Origin of the sequence: Streptomyces sp. SP18BB07 (assembly GCF_036322545.1) — a bacterium.
Lineage (GTDB): Bacteria > Actinomycetota > Actinomycetes > Streptomycetales > Streptomycetaceae > Streptomyces > Streptomyces deccanensis.
The window spans coordinates 20,626-33,508 of the sequence record NZ_JAQYWT010000319.1; the positions used below are offsets into that span (position 1 = coordinate 20,626).

General features: G+C 68.7%; 14 protein-coding genes and 1 pseudogene. 8 read left to right on the top strand and 7 right to left on the bottom strand.

Going from position 1 to position 12,883, the window contains the following annotated elements:
• Positions 1 to 24 precede the first annotated feature (24 nt).
• Positions 25 to 1,143, bottom strand: coding sequence for an LLM class flavin-dependent oxidoreductase (locus PUR53_RS22200; protein WP_329899840.1), 1,119 nt, complete (start codon positions 1,141 to 1,143; stop codon positions 25 to 27).
• A gap of 149 nt (positions 1,144 to 1,292) precedes the next feature.
• Positions 1,293 to 2,045 (bottom strand): SDR family NAD(P)-dependent oxidoreductase, encoded by a 753-nt coding sequence (locus PUR53_RS22205; RefSeq protein WP_329899841.1) that lies wholly within the window; start codon positions 2,043 to 2,045, stop codon positions 1,293 to 1,295.
• A 196-nt stretch (positions 2,046 to 2,241) separates the two neighbouring features.
• Between PUR53_RS22205 and PUR53_RS22210 the strand changes: the two genes are divergently transcribed.
• Positions 2,242 to 2,982 carry a hypothetical protein gene (locus PUR53_RS22210; RefSeq protein WP_329909420.1) on the top strand — a complete coding sequence of 247 codons (741 nt, stop codon included), beginning with the start codon at positions 2,242 to 2,244 and terminating at the stop codon, positions 2,980 to 2,982.
• 104 nt (positions 2,983 to 3,086) lie between these two features.
• Positions 3,087 to 3,878 carry a hypothetical protein gene (locus tag PUR53_RS22215; protein ID WP_329899843.1) on the top strand — a complete coding sequence of 264 codons (792 nt, stop codon included), beginning with the start codon at positions 3,087 to 3,089 and terminating at the stop codon, positions 3,876 to 3,878.
• A 103-nt stretch (positions 3,879 to 3,981) separates the two neighbouring features.
• Here the strand turns inward: PUR53_RS22215 and PUR53_RS22220 are convergent, their stop codons facing one another.
• The gene (locus PUR53_RS22220) at positions 3,982 to 4,542 is read right to left on the bottom strand and encodes a LuxR C-terminal-related transcriptional regulator (RefSeq protein ID WP_443080345.1); all 561 of its coding nucleotides are present in this window, start codon (positions 4,540 to 4,542) and stop codon (positions 3,982 to 3,984) included.
• Between the two features lie 483 nt (positions 4,543 to 5,025).
• Here PUR53_RS22220 and PUR53_RS22225 point away from each other — a divergent pair, with 483 nt between their 5' ends.
• The 3 genes from PUR53_RS22225 to PUR53_RS22235 all read left to right on the top strand — a co-directional run bounded on the left by PUR53_RS22225 (position 5,026) and on the right by PUR53_RS22235 (position 7,867).
• Positions 5,026 to 5,808, top strand: a complete 783-nt coding sequence (locus PUR53_RS22225; RefSeq protein WP_329909421.1) for a phosphotransferase enzyme family protein — start codon at positions 5,026 to 5,028, stop codon at positions 5,806 to 5,808.
• A gap of 65 nt (positions 5,809 to 5,873) precedes the next feature.
• Positions 5,874 to 6,914, top strand: coding sequence for a S66 peptidase family protein (locus PUR53_RS22230; protein ID WP_329909422.1), 1,041 nt, complete (start codon positions 5,874 to 5,876; stop codon positions 6,912 to 6,914).
• Between the two features lie 203 nt (positions 6,915 to 7,117).
• The gene (locus PUR53_RS22235; protein ID WP_329899846.1) at positions 7,118 to 7,867 is read left to right on the top strand and encodes a hypothetical protein; all 750 of its coding nucleotides are present in this window, start codon (positions 7,118 to 7,120) and stop codon (positions 7,865 to 7,867) included.
• A 42-nt stretch (positions 7,868 to 7,909) separates the two neighbouring features.
• On the opposite strand, the gene PUR53_RS22240 is transcribed toward PUR53_RS22235, so the two are convergent.
• Positions 7,910 to 8,314 (bottom strand): winged helix-turn-helix transcriptional regulator, encoded by a 405-nt coding sequence (locus tag PUR53_RS22240; RefSeq protein ID WP_329909423.1) that lies wholly within the window; start codon positions 8,312 to 8,314, stop codon positions 7,910 to 7,912.
• An 89-nt stretch (positions 8,315 to 8,403) separates the two neighbouring features.
• On the opposite strand from PUR53_RS22240, the gene PUR53_RS22245 reads away from it, so the two are divergent.
• A complete protein-coding gene (locus tag PUR53_RS22245) occupies positions 8,404 to 9,087 on the top strand; it encodes an NADPH-dependent F420 reductase (protein ID WP_329909424.1) in 684 nt (227 codons plus the stop codon).
• 6 nt (positions 9,088 to 9,093) lie between these two features.
• Here the strand turns inward: PUR53_RS22245 and PUR53_RS22250 are convergent, their stop codons facing one another.
• Positions 9,094 to 9,996, bottom strand: coding sequence for an LLM class F420-dependent oxidoreductase (locus PUR53_RS22250; protein ID WP_329909583.1), 903 nt, complete (start codon positions 9,994 to 9,996; stop codon positions 9,094 to 9,096).
• A gap of 259 nt (positions 9,997 to 10,255) precedes the next feature.
• Between PUR53_RS22250 and PUR53_RS22255 the strand changes: the two genes are divergently transcribed.
• Entirely contained in the window at positions 10,256 to 11,035 is a 780-nt protein-coding gene (locus PUR53_RS22255; RefSeq protein WP_329909425.1) for a sulfite exporter TauE/SafE family protein, read from the top strand.
• 383 nt (positions 11,036 to 11,418) lie between these two features.
• Here the strand turns inward: PUR53_RS22255 and PUR53_RS22260 are convergent, their stop codons facing one another.
• Positions 11,419 to 11,859: a hypothetical protein gene (locus tag PUR53_RS22260; RefSeq protein WP_329899850.1), complete on the bottom strand. Its 441-nt coding sequence runs from the start codon at positions 11,857 to 11,859 to the stop codon at positions 11,419 to 11,421.
• A 243-nt stretch (positions 11,860 to 12,102) separates the two neighbouring features.
• Here PUR53_RS22260 and PUR53_RS22265 point away from each other — a divergent pair, with 243 nt between their 5' ends.
• Positions 12,103 to 12,531 (top strand): DUF5959 family protein, encoded by a 429-nt coding sequence (locus PUR53_RS22265; RefSeq protein ID WP_329899851.1) that lies wholly within the window; start codon positions 12,103 to 12,105, stop codon positions 12,529 to 12,531.
• On the opposite strand, the pseudogene PUR53_RS22270 reads toward PUR53_RS22265, so the two are convergent.
• Positions 12,428 to 12,846, bottom strand: a pseudogene (locus PUR53_RS22270) (transposase); the annotation flags it as partial. The gene PUR53_RS22265 and the pseudogene PUR53_RS22270 overlap by 104 nt on opposite strands.
• Positions 12,847 to 12,883 lie beyond the last annotated feature (37 nt).

Consider the following 12,883-nt stretch of genomic DNA (forward strand, 5'->3'; position numbering starts at 1 on the left):
GAACCCGCTGCCGCCGTACCGACCTCAACTCGCCGCCCGGAAGCGGGACGTCCGATGCACAGGATCCGTATCGATCTTCGGAATCACGTGCTCCCCAACGAGCCGAATCGTCTGCAGGGTCTCCTCCTTGGGCACCCCCACCGGCAACCCGAAGCTCAACTGGTCCGCCCCGGCCTGCTCCCACCGCTTGCACTGCCGGAACACCTCATCGGGGTCCCCACAGATGAGCAGCTCCTCCTCGATGAGCAGTTCGATGAACTCCTCGTTGTACGCGGGCAGCGTCTCCGGCCACACGGGGAAACCGTCCGGCCGGGGGAACGTGTCGTGGTACCGGAAGACGAGCGACGGCAGATAGTGCAGCCCGCCGTTGACCGCGATCCGCACCGCCTCGTCGTGCGTGGGCGCGCAGATCGCGGTCGTCGTCACCATCACGTTGTCGTTGACGAAGTCCCCGATGGGCTCGGCGTCGACGATGGCGGTCTTGTACTTCTCCAGCACCCACTCCATGTCGGAGACCTTCTGCACACTGAAGCCGAGCACCCCGAGCCCCTTGCGCGCGGCCATGGAGTACGAGGGCGGCGACCCGGCGGCGTACCACATCGCGGGGTGCGACTTCCCGTACGGCTTGGGCAGGATCTTGCGCGGCGGCAGCGACCAGTGCTTGCCCTGGAAGCCGACGTACTCGTCCTGGAGCCACATCTTGGGGAACTCGGCGATGGTCTCTTCCCAGATCTCCTTGGTGTAGTTCATGTCGGTCACCCCGGGGATGAACCCGAGGATCTCGTGCGAGCCGGCCCCGCGCCCGCTGCCGAACTCGAAGCGGCCCTCGGTGAGATGGTCGAGCATCGTGACCTTCTCGGCGACCTTCACGGGGTGGTTGACCTGGGCGAGCGGGTTGAAGATGCCGGAGCCGAGGTGGATCCGGTCCGTGGCGTGCGCCAGGTAGCCGAGGAAGACGTCGTTGGCCGACAGGTGCGAGTACTCCTCCAGGAAGTGGTGCTCGGAGGCCCACGCGTACTTGAAGCCGGACTTGTCGGCCTGGATGACGTACTCGGTCTCCTCCATCAGCGCCTTGTGCTCCGCGAGGGGGTCGGTCTCGGCCCGCTTGCCCACGTATCCCTGTACAAAGAGCCCGAATTCCAAGGAGGTTCACCGTCCTCAGCCATATCCGGCAGTCGTCGTCTCGACCGTTTCTGACAGTCCGTCAGATCTCGGTACGGCCGACTGTTCCACCGGCCCCGTGGAGCGTCAATAGCTGACGTCCCGTCAGATACGCGTCCGGCCCGGGGCGGTCAGAGGCTCACGCCGGCCAGCCAGCCCCCGTCGATCACGAAGGGCTGCCCGGTGATGTAGGAGGAGTCGGCACAGGAGAGGAAGAGGGCGAGGCGGGCAACCTCCTCGGGGCGGCCGATCCGGCCGAGCGGGATGCGCTTGCGGTAGAGCTTGTCGACGGCCTCGGCGGACGCCTCGTCGCCCGGGTCGGTCATCGCGGTGTCGATCGAGCCGGGGCAGACCGCGTTGACCCGGATGCCCTTGCGGGCCAGCTCCAGCGCGGCGACCCGGGTGAGACCGACGATGGCGTGCTTGGTCGCGGCGTACGCGCCGACGTACGCCATGCCCGTCATCCCCGTGTACGAGGCGGTGTTGACGATCGTGCCGCCGCCGGCCGCCTCGATCTCGGGGGCGAGGGCCTTGATCCCGAGGAAGACGCCCACCTGATTGACCCACACCACCTGCATGAACTCGTCGAGAGGGGTGTCGACGAGGGAGTTGAAGCGCAGCACACCGGCGTTGTTGACCAGTCCGTCGACGCGGCCGTACGCGCCCTTGGCCGCGGCCACCGCGGCGGTCCAGTCGTCCTCGCGGCTCACGTCCAGATGGATGTAGAGCGCGCCGATCTCCTTGGCGAGGGCCTCTCCCTGGTCGTCGAGCACGTCGGCGACCACGACTTCGGCCCCTTCCGCCCGGAACAGCCGGACCTCCTGCTCCCCCTGGCCGCGCGCGGCGCCTGTGACGAGGACGACACGTCCGTCGAGCTTGCCCATGCGGACTCCCATCGCGGTGTGTTGGTCGAGGTCAGGGTACCGGCAGACCTGACGATGCGTCAGTCCGGCTGGTGACAGCTTGCTTCCGTGATCACAAGTGACCGGAGAGTAGGGACATTTGACTCTGTCCACTGGCTGTACACGGCCCCAATAATTCTCCATCAGAAGGTAAAGCAACTCCCAAGGAGAGACAGCCATGGCAGCCAAGAGGCGCTTCAAGAACAAGAAGGTCCGATACTTGGCGATCGGCGCTTCACTCGTGACCGGCGCGGCCACCGTCACCGTACTACTGCCTTCGGCCAACGCCGCCGACGAGCCGTCCGTAGAGCGGATCATGAGGATGTGCGAAAGGACTGCCAAGCTCAACGGAAAACAGCAGTCGGTGAGCGATTTCAAGGGCGGACTCGGCGATGGATTCGAATCCGATACCTGTGATTTCGTCGAGACGAAGTTCGAGACCTTCGACGGTCCCACGGAGAAGGTCACCGTCGATTTCCCGAACTGCGAACCGAACGCCACGGAACCGTCGAAGGTGACCACCGAGTTCTCGAAGGCGGTGGGCCAGGGCCAGGGCAAGTACACCGCGACCCAGCAGGGCGCACTCGGCGGGCTTTTCGGGGCCCTGAGCGGCGGCTGGGTGAAGCACAAGGGCACGCTGGACATGACCGTCAGGACGGCCACCGCCAGCGAGTCGGAACAGCGGGAAGTTCCTGTGGGCAAGGTCATGCATGTGACCTTCACGCCGAAGATGCAGCGCATGACCGGCGAATGGCGGGTGCATCTCGACGCCGACCCCGGCAGCTTCGCCGTAAACCCCTCCCCCGAGAAGAACTTCGTGGCGCCGGAGGTCGTCGAGGGCCCGGTCATCCTGGACAGCGCCGCGGGCACCCCCGGACTCGCGGACGGCACCACGAAGGTCGTCCTGGAGGACTGCTGACCTCCCCCTCCCCCTCTCCCCCACCCCTCTCTCCCTCCCCGTCCCCCACCCCTCCCCCCACCAGCACTTCCCTCTCGATTCGACCCTTTTCGCAGGAGACCCCCATGACACGCACCGGGCGCAGCGGCAACCACCGCAGCAAGAAGAAGCGCATCACCCTCGCGCTGGCGCCGGTCGCCGCCCTCGGACTGGCCGTCCCGCTGATGTACAGCGCGGGAGCCGCCACCCCCGACGAGGTGGCCACCGACTGCCGCACGGACTCCGACAAGCTGGAGAACTGCGAGTTCGTCGACGTCCAGTTCAAGGCCAACAGCCTCGGCCCCAACGAGCGGGTCACCTCGGTGACCGACAACTGCGGGGTCAGCACCGCGGCGACGAAGACCTTCAGCGGCACGGCGTCGGTGACCCGCGTCATTCAGCTGGAGGACGGTTTCAACACGGACGGCAGCACCAAGCTGGCGAGTTCCGTTTTCGAGATCGGCGTCAAGTTCGCCACGCAGGAATTCAACATCAAGCGCGACGACACGACGTCGTCGTTCTCCTTCTCCAGGTCCGACACGGTCAAGGCGGACCACGTCGCCTTCTTCATGTGGTCCCACAAGCGCACCGACGTGAGCGGTTTCCTCAAGGCCACCTACAAGGAGGCCCAGGACGGCCAGAAGGTGTTCTTCTCGCCCAGCGAGAACGCCGCCACCGTCCACGTCTTCTATCCGCAGCTCCTGCCCAGCGGAACACCGGACGGCCGCCTCTGGCTGCGCAATGTGAAGTGCGATTCCCCGCAGGCGAACGGAATCCTCAACAGTGAGGGAAGCGTCCGCGCCGAGCCCGGATTCGAAGAGGGTGGCGCGAACGTGACCGACGTCGAGGTGCCGCTCTCCGAAGTCACCATCCAATAGCGACCGGAGAAAGCCGAATGATCCCCCGTGCCTTGCGCGGGGGATTTTTCAGGAGACCTTCGGGAGATCTTCGGGAGATTACCAGGAGACCGTCAGAGCGTTCTCATACGCGAACCGCGGAGGCCGCGCCCAGCCATCTCAGCACTGCCTCCGTGCTCCCCCGGGCATCCAGCTTGGCGTAGATGTTGCTGAGGTTGTTGCGGACGGTCTTCTCGCTCAGTGTCAGTCGGAGCCCGATCTCCTGGGCGCCGAGTCCGGTGGAGAGGAGCTCCATGATCTGGCGTTCACGCGGCGAGAGCAGGGAGCGCAGGTGCTCCGTCGCCTGCGCCTGCTCCGGCAGTTGTCGCGCCGCGTCGCGGATGGCGGCGCAGGCCACGGGCGAGAAGGAGGTGTGGCCGACGGTAGCGGCCACGACCGCGGACGACAGCATGCAGGTGCAGTAGTCGCCCTCGACCAGATACCCGGCCCCGCCCCGGAACACCTCCACCACCGTGTCGGTGTCCTGCCGGGGGCTGACGACGATCACCGGGGCGCGCAGGGAGCCCATGGCCTTCAGCAGCCCGGCGAAGGACTCCGACGGGTCCTCGCAGTGCAGGACCACGACATCCGCGTCGGTCTCGCGCAGTTCACGGTAGGGCGGCGGGACGAGGAGCGCGCTGCTCACGTACCGGTCGTCGGGGGCCGGCCAGTCGTCGTGCGGCCACCGGCCCGGGGCACAGGCCAGGGCGACGGACAGGCCCGGGGACGACGGTGAGGGTTGGCGGGGTGGGTGTGTCGGGAGGTGGGAGGGGCGTGCGGGAACAGCTGATACGGGGGTGCCTGTGTGCTGGGACGTTCTGACGTGCCGGGGGGATCGCACCTCGCGTGTCCTTCCGCCGAAGCCATGACTCCCCTACATACGTGACTCCGGCGCCAGTTGTTCGAAGTTTCAAGAACGAACCGCGAAGCTGTCAGACAGGTTGCGTGGCTCGGCCCACGGTGACGACCGAAACCCGCCTGTCCCGAACTTCGTTGCGGGACAGGGGAGTTCGCCGACGAGCCGGTCAGTGCGCGGAGACAGGGCCGCTCCGGCGGGGGGCGGGACCCGGGTGCTCGGTGGGCCCGGTAATGGGGTGATCACGACGAGCTGATCCGACACACTGGTTCGATGCGGCCCGATGATGAACAGCCTTTGTCCGGTGGCAACGTAAGTGAGGGTGTCGTTCGCGTCGGGGACACCGTTCGCCGTCCGGCCGGACCATGGACTCCCGCTGTGCATGCCCTGCTTGCCCACCTGCACAAGGTGGGATTCGGCGCGGCGCCTCGCCCACTCGGCATTGACGATCAAGGGCGTGAAGTCCTGACCTTCATGCCGGGAGATGTGGTCTGGCCCGACCGGTTCCCGCTGATGGAACCCGCTCGACAACTGGCTCGCGTCGCACGGCTGATCCGGGACTTCCACGACGCCGTGCAGGACTTCACGCCGCCCTCCGATGCGCGGTGGCAGACGCTGATCCCCGCTGAGGGCAGTGACATCATCGCCCACAACGACCTGGCCCCCTGGAACCTCGTGGTCGCGGACGAGGCGCGGTGGGCCTTCATCGACTGGGACGCCGCAGGTCCCGGTTCGCGCCTGTGGGATGTCGCATACGCCATGCACGGGTTCATCCCACTGTCCGCGCATCCGGACTGGCAGAGCCCGGACGCCGCGGACCGACTGCGCGTCTTCGCCGACGCCTACGGTCTGGCTGAGTCCGAACGCCGTGGGTTGGTCCCTCTCCTGGGGCGCCGTACGCGTTCCATGCACGACTTCCTGCGCGAACAGGCAGCCCAAGGAGCGCAGCCCTGGGCAAGGCTGTGGGCTGAAGGCCACGGCGACGCCTGGCGAAACGACGCCGAATACATCGAGCAACGCGAAGACCAGTGGCTGCGGGCCCTGCTCGCCGGCTGAGGCATCAGTGCCCGTGCCTGACAAATTGCGTAGCGAGTTGTTGCGCGTGTGGGGACACTGCGGCGGTGACCGGTTCCGCACCGCCTCAACTGCCTCACCTGCTTCGGCCTCGTGCCCTGAAGCCCGGGGATCTCGTCGTTGTCGCAGCACTCTCCGGACCGCTCGACGCGGTGTACGAGCCCGACCTCCAGCAGGCGGTGGCCGTGCTCGAGCGGATGGGGTTCCGGGTGCGTCGGGCACCGCTGCTCGAAGCGGGGCGGCACCGTTGGTGGAGCGCGGCTGCGCCGACGGAGATCGCCGGGGAGTTCAACGCTCTGCTGCGTGATCCTGAGGTGCGCGCGATCATCGCGCACGACGGCGGGCAGACCGCGCTCGGTTACCTCGACCTGATCGACTTCGAGGCGATCGCGGCCGACCCCAAGCCGATCCTCGGCTACAGCGACATCTCACTGTTGCATCTGGTGCTCTACGCGCGGACGGGGCTGGTCGGATTCCACGCCGACGTGGCCACCCGTGGACTCGGCGGGTACTGGCAGTCCGCGCCCGCGGCACGCAGAGCAGAACTCGAAAAGCTCTACTCGACGCTGCTGACCGGCGACGAGGCGATCGGTGCGCTGCCGGCCACCCCGTCGTGGGAGTGCTGGCGCGCCGGTCGCACCGAAGGCCGGCTGATCGGCGGAGTGATCAACCGTATCGCGCTGGTGCAGGCGACGTCTTTCGCGCTGCCACTCGAATGCTTCGACGGCGCGGTGCTGTTCTGGGAGGAGGCGGGCGGCCAGGCATCGCATGTATGGAGCTATCTGCAGGTACTGCGACACGCTGGCATTCTCGATCGGATCTCCGGCATGGTCGTGGGCGTTCCGGACGCGATCGACGGGCTCGGCACGGCCGATGCTCCTGACGCATCACCGACCCTGGCCGAGATAGTCCTCGACGTCCTCGGCGACCGTGATATCCCCGTCCTGGGCAACGTCGAGTTCGGGCATGCCGGCCCGAATCTGCCGATGCCGGTCGGCATCCGCGTCGGCCTCGATGCGCACCAGCGGACATTGTCGCTGCTCGAACCGGCGGTACGGCCGCTCGCGACGACGGGACCGGTCGGCTGAGCAAAACGGATCAGTGAACGGCCTCGGCAGCAACCCAGGACGAGTGCGGGACTCGTGCGACGGGTGGGCGGTAGGGTCCGCAGGTGCGTTGATCTGCCGGGCGGTGGCCGAGTGCCGCCGCAGAGGATGCGGGTGACCCCGGCGCGTCCCGGGGCCGCCCGGTTCGGCATACCCGTCCTCCACCCACACCGGGAGATCACGCCATGACCGCCCCTCGGCCCCGCATGTCCTACGACTACGACACGTTCGTCGAACTCGCCACCGCCGACCCCGCCGTCGTCGGCCTCGTCCTCAAGGGCTCCCGGGCCCACGAGGGCATGACCACCGCCCACTCGGACCACGACCTGTACGTCGTCCTCGCCGAGGGCGCGTCGACGGCCCTGACCCGGTTCGCGGGGCACCGCACCCCCGAGCTCGACCTCGTCGTCCTCACCCTCGACGAGTTCCGCGCCGCCGGGATGCCCGGCTTCGAGCGGTACGCCCTCGCCCGCGCCCGGGTCGTGCTGGACCGCCTGGACGGAGGGATCGCCCGGATCCTGTCCGCCAAGGCCCGGCTCGACGCCGACGAGGCCCACGGGGAGGCGGCCGCGTACCTCGACGCCTACGCCAACTCCCTCTACCGCTCGGTCAAGAACGCCCGCGACGGCCTCCCTCTCGCGGCCCGCCTGGACGCCGCCGACAGCGTCCGCCTCCTCCTGGAAACCCTCTTCGCCCTGGACCGCCGCCCCCGCCCCTACAACAAGTACCTGGCATGGGAGCTGACCCGATACCCGCTCCCCGACTGGACCACCGCCCCCCTCCTCGACGCCGTTCAACACATCACGGCCACGGGCGACGTATCCGCACAGCGCCGACTCTTCGCCCAGGTCGAGACCGTGGCCCGCCGGGCAGGACACGGAGCGGTGCTGGACGCGTGGGGTGAGGATCTGCACCTGATGAGGCCACAGCGGTGACCGCCCGGTCCGGCTCGGTGCCTCGGTGCTCCGGTGCCGCGTTCAGCCGGGCAGGTCCTGGCCCGGCCCTTCCGGGGAGGCGAACTGCTGGGTCATGGCGGTGCATTGGGCTTCCTGCGCGGCCAGGACCTCATCGCCATGCTCGAAGGCCCAAGCCCCGACAGCGTCGATGGGGGCCAGCAGAGACCGCCCCAGGGCGGTGAGTCGGTACTCGACGCGCGGTGGCGCTCCGGGGTGTGCCTGCCGGTCGACCAGTCCGTTGGACTGCAGGCGCCGCAGTGTCTCGGTGAGGACCTTGGAGCTGATCCCCCCGATCTGCTCGCGCAGTTCGACCGGGCGTCTGGGGCCGTCGCGCAGTGCCCAGAGCACGACGGCGTTCCACGTGTTGGACAGGAGGTCGAAGGCCAGGCGGGCGCGGCAGTCGGCGAGGAAAGCGTCGGTCGTCACGTACCGAATGGTGCCCGACGGGCTCTCTAGCGTGGTTGCGAACGGTCCAAGCGGGCCCTGGGAGGACACGAGTGAGGGGAAAAGCAGTGATGAGAATCGGCGTACTGGGCACCGGCAACATGGCGGACGCGCTCGCCGCCCACTGGGTCCGGGCCGGGCACGACGTGGCCGTCGGAGGGCGGGACGTACACAAGGCGGAGCGGCTCGCGACGCGGCTCGGGGGCCGCGCGAAGCCGGCCAGTCTGCGTGCGGCGGCCGAGTTCGGTCAGGTGGTGCTGGCCGCGCTGCCCTTCGGCGCGGGGGCGAGCGTGGCGCGGGAACTCCGGACGGCCCTGCACGGCAAGGTACTGATCGACTGCTCGAATCCGGTCGGTCCGGGCTTCCAACTGCTGACACAGGGCGGCCTCTCGGCTGCACAGCGACTGGCCGCGGCGGCACCGGGAACCCATGTGGTCAAGGCCTTCAATCTCTGCCACGAGGATGTGTGGCGCATGGCGCCGCCCGTCTTCGACGGGCGGCCGCTGGCCGTTCCGGTCTGCGGAGACGACGAACCGGCTCTCGCACTTGTTCACCAGTTGGTGCGGCATGTCGGCTGCGAACCCGTGGCCGGCGGCGGTCTCGAACGAGCCGGGCTCCTGGAAGCGACCGCCGCGCTCTTCATCGGACTGTGGGTCGGCGAGGGAGCCGACGCCCAAGCCATCGCACCCCCGCTCGCCTATGCCGCCGGCCCCGGGCAAGCGGAACCGGACGACGCCGAAAGGGCTTCTCGCTAGGAGCTTTCACAGGAGGGGCCCCGCCTCGGCCCCGAACTTGCCGATCTGATCTATGAGTTCGCCTACGTCCCGACTCCGGAACCGCACCTGGATCTGATCCACCCCCATCGCCCCGTAAGCACGCAAGGACTCGGCGATCGCGGCCGGGCTCCCGGTGAGGGTGCGGCGACCGACGTCCCACCCCGGCTCGCCCACGTACAGCGGCTCGGTGATCGCGCCGATGGTGAAGGGGCCGGTGACGCCCGCCTCCTCCCGCAGTCGCCGGAGTCGGGCGATCTGGGCCGGGAGGCGGTCGCGGGGGTCACCCTGGGGCAGCCAGCCGTCGCCCCGGACGGCGGCCCGGCGGACGGCGGCGGGGGACGAACCGCCGACCCACACCGGGATACGGGCCTGGGCCGGGCGAGGCCGCTGGCCCAGGTCCTCGAAGTCGTACACCTTGCCGTGATGGGACGGGAATTCGTCGGGGCCGAGGGCGGCGCGCAGGGCGTCGACGCACTCGTCCAGCACCGCTCCCCGCCGGTCGAAGTCCACCCCCAGCGCCTCGAACTCCTCCCGTACGTGCCCGGCGCCCACGCCGAGGATCAGCCGGCCGCCGGCGAGGTGGTCGAGGGTGGCGTACTGCTTGGCCGTGAGGAGGGGATGGCGCAGGCCGACGACCGCGACGTGGCTGAGCAGCCGGACCCGTTCGGTGACGGCGGCCAGGTAGGCGAGCGTGGCGACCGGGTCGTACCAGACCGTGCTCATCGCGGGTGCGAGGCGGCGCGGGACGGCCACGTGGTCGCAGACGGCGACATACGCGAACCCCGCCCGGTCGGCGGCCCGCGCGACCTCGGCCAGCTCCGCCGCCCCGGCGTCCGCCTCCCAGAGCTCGGCGTAGAGGGTGCTCTGCGACTGGACGGGGAGCTGCATCCCGTAGGTCAGTGGGGCTTCGTCCGCTGATGGCACGGCTGCTCCTCTGTCTGTCGGACCACGAGTCGGTCGGAACCCTCATCGTCGTAGCTGACGGCCCGTCAGACAAGGGACGTGGCGGCATCGTCCAGGGGCGAAGGCGGTCGGTGCCGAGGGTCGGGCCCGACCTTGGGCTCGATGCGTGGATCGCACCGGATCACGCCGGATCACACAGGGGGGCCTCGTTGCGGGGCGCCGCCGCGGGCGCGATGCTCGGCTGATGTCGGAGACCTCGGAGATCCTGCTCGTGCTGCTGGCCGGGCTCGCTGCGGGCACGCTGAACGCGGTCGGCGGTGGGGGCACGTTCGTGGCGCTGCCCGCGCTGGTCGCGGCCGGTCTGCCGCCGGTGACGGCGAACGCGGCCTCGACCATCGCCCTGCTGCCCGGCTCGGTGGCCGGCACCTGGGTCTCCCGGCACGAGATCACACAGGTCGGCGGGGCCTCCACACGGGCGATGACCACGACGAGTGTGCTGGGCGGCGGCGTCGGCGCGGCCCTTCTGCTGGTCCTTCCGTCCGCGTCCTTCGACGCCGCCGTGCCGTGGCTGCTGGCATTCGCCACGGTCGTCCTCGCCTTCGGGCGGCCCGCCCTGCGGCTGCTAGGCGCGGGCCCGGAGCGGGTGGGCAGCCTAGGGCCCGGGGTCCTGCTGGCCGGTCAGTTCCTGCTTTCCATCTACGGCGGATACTTCGGCGGAGCCGTAGGCATCCTGATGCTGGCCCTGTGGAGCCTCGGCCTCGGGCTTGATCCGGCCACCGGCAATCCCATGCGGATCGCCCAGGTGACCGCCGTCTACGTCAGCGCCGCCGCGCTCTTCCTCGTCGCCTCGGACGCACTGGCCGCGCCGGTCCTCCTCACCGCCATGCTCATGGGCGCGGTCGTCGGCGGCTTCGCCGGGGCCCGGCTCGCGCTCCGGCTGCCGGGGCGTGCGCTGCGGGGCGTCGTGCTGGGCACGGCGGTGACGATGACGGTGCTGTACTTCCTCCGCACAGGCACCGACTGACAGGCGGTTCGGGGTGGGTGGGTAGACGCGGGTCCGGTGGGGGTTCTCGGGCAGTTCCCGCGCCCCTTAGGAGTCCTTGCAGAAAGATCGTGTTGGGGCACGGCGGAGAGGTATGTGATCCCGTCTTTTGTGGGGTGTGACCATGGCGCGGCGGAAGCCGTGGGAGGTCAGTGACGGGTTGTGGGCGGTGATCGAGCCGCTTTTGCCGAAGGGGCTGGCCGACCTCGCCGACCCCGACCAGCCCACGCTCCGCACCGCCACCCGCGCCTACGACAAGCCGTGGACGACTACCTCCGACGAGCCGGACCAGCCACCTGAACAGCCAAAATCTGCACCATCACGCAAACTTGACCCGATCAGGACGGCTAGCTCGTCCAAGCCTTCTAGGGGATGCTGACCGTGTAGGTGCCGTTGGAGACGTCGGCGGCCGTGGGCTTGACGGTCACGCCGCCGAGGGACTGCATCCCCCCACCCGAGCCGCAGTTGCCGCCCTCCCAGGCGGAGATGTTATAGGTGGCGCCCGTGGTGATCTTGTAGTCGGTGGCGAGTATGATCCGGCCGTTGCCGCCGGAGACGTCGGCGTCCCGCGCGCCCAGGCAGGTGACGGAGGTGCCGTCGTCGATCCGGAGAGTACCGAAATACACGACGGACATGCCGGCCCCTCTGGCGGCCATCGGTACGTTGGCGGTGAGTGAGGCCGTGGTGGCTGCGGACGCCGTGGGCGCTGCGACAAGGGCGGTGGCACCGGTGAGGGCGAGCAGGGCGGCCAAGGAAGCGGAACGGACCGTGCGGCGCGTGCGGCTGTGGGGGGTCGTGAGGCGCATGCCTTCTTCCAATCACCGAAGGGTTGTACAAGTCTCAAGTAACTTACGTGCCCAGTGATACCCGAGGGAATATCAGCACGGGACCCCAGTTTCGGCCATGTTTGAGCTCCGTCGTGACCCGGACGTACGGAGGAACCGCCGACCCCGTTCCGGCCTGTGGATAAGAACCCCTGACGAGATGAGGTGGCGATTGCACTCCGGCGGGGCGACGATCTCTCGGCACTCGCCGATGAAGGGGTGGCTATGGACGACATCACTCCGAGGGAGCTCATCTCCCTCGCCGATGACGAGGGGAACAGCGTCACCGTCAACGTCCTGGGGCGTAACCCCGGGTGGGCTGCCGGGCTCGATGCCGAGATCGTCGTCGGGACGCCCTTCGTGTCCGGCCGCTGTTACCTGGCGTTGTCCGTTTCGAAGCTGGAGAGCTGGTCCCACGCACTGAACAAGCTCGACGCCGGCGAGGATGTCGCATGGATGGAGATGAGCAGGGGAGCGTCCATCTTCATCCAACTCACTGGCGAGCGTGACTGTCCGGAGGTGGTGGTAGAGGACGAGTCAGGATCCATGGTCACCGTGCGCGTGCCGATCGCCCTGCCCGACGACTGGATCGCCGACCATCGACAGCGTCTGCACCAGCTGATGAAGCACTGGGTTCCGATGCTCTCAGCGTAGCTTCGTGGATGTCGTCCCGTATCGCCCAGCGGATCCGCAGGCGGCGGAACCAGTGCAGGTGGGCGAAGGCGCGCTCCACGACCCAGCGTTGGGTGCCCAATCCGGAACGACGAGGCGGCGGTACTTGTCGTGATCGTAGCCACGGTCGCCGAGTACGACGTCGGGACGGCGCCGGGGCCTGCCGCGCTTGCCCCGCACGGGCGGCACGGCTTCGAGAAGCGGGATGAGTTGGGTGACGTCATTGCGGTTCCCGCCGGTCAGGGTGGCGGCGAGCGGGATGCCGGTGGCGTCGGTGATCAAGTGGTGCTTGCTGCCCCTACCAAACCCGCACCCGACGACGCACCCGATCCCC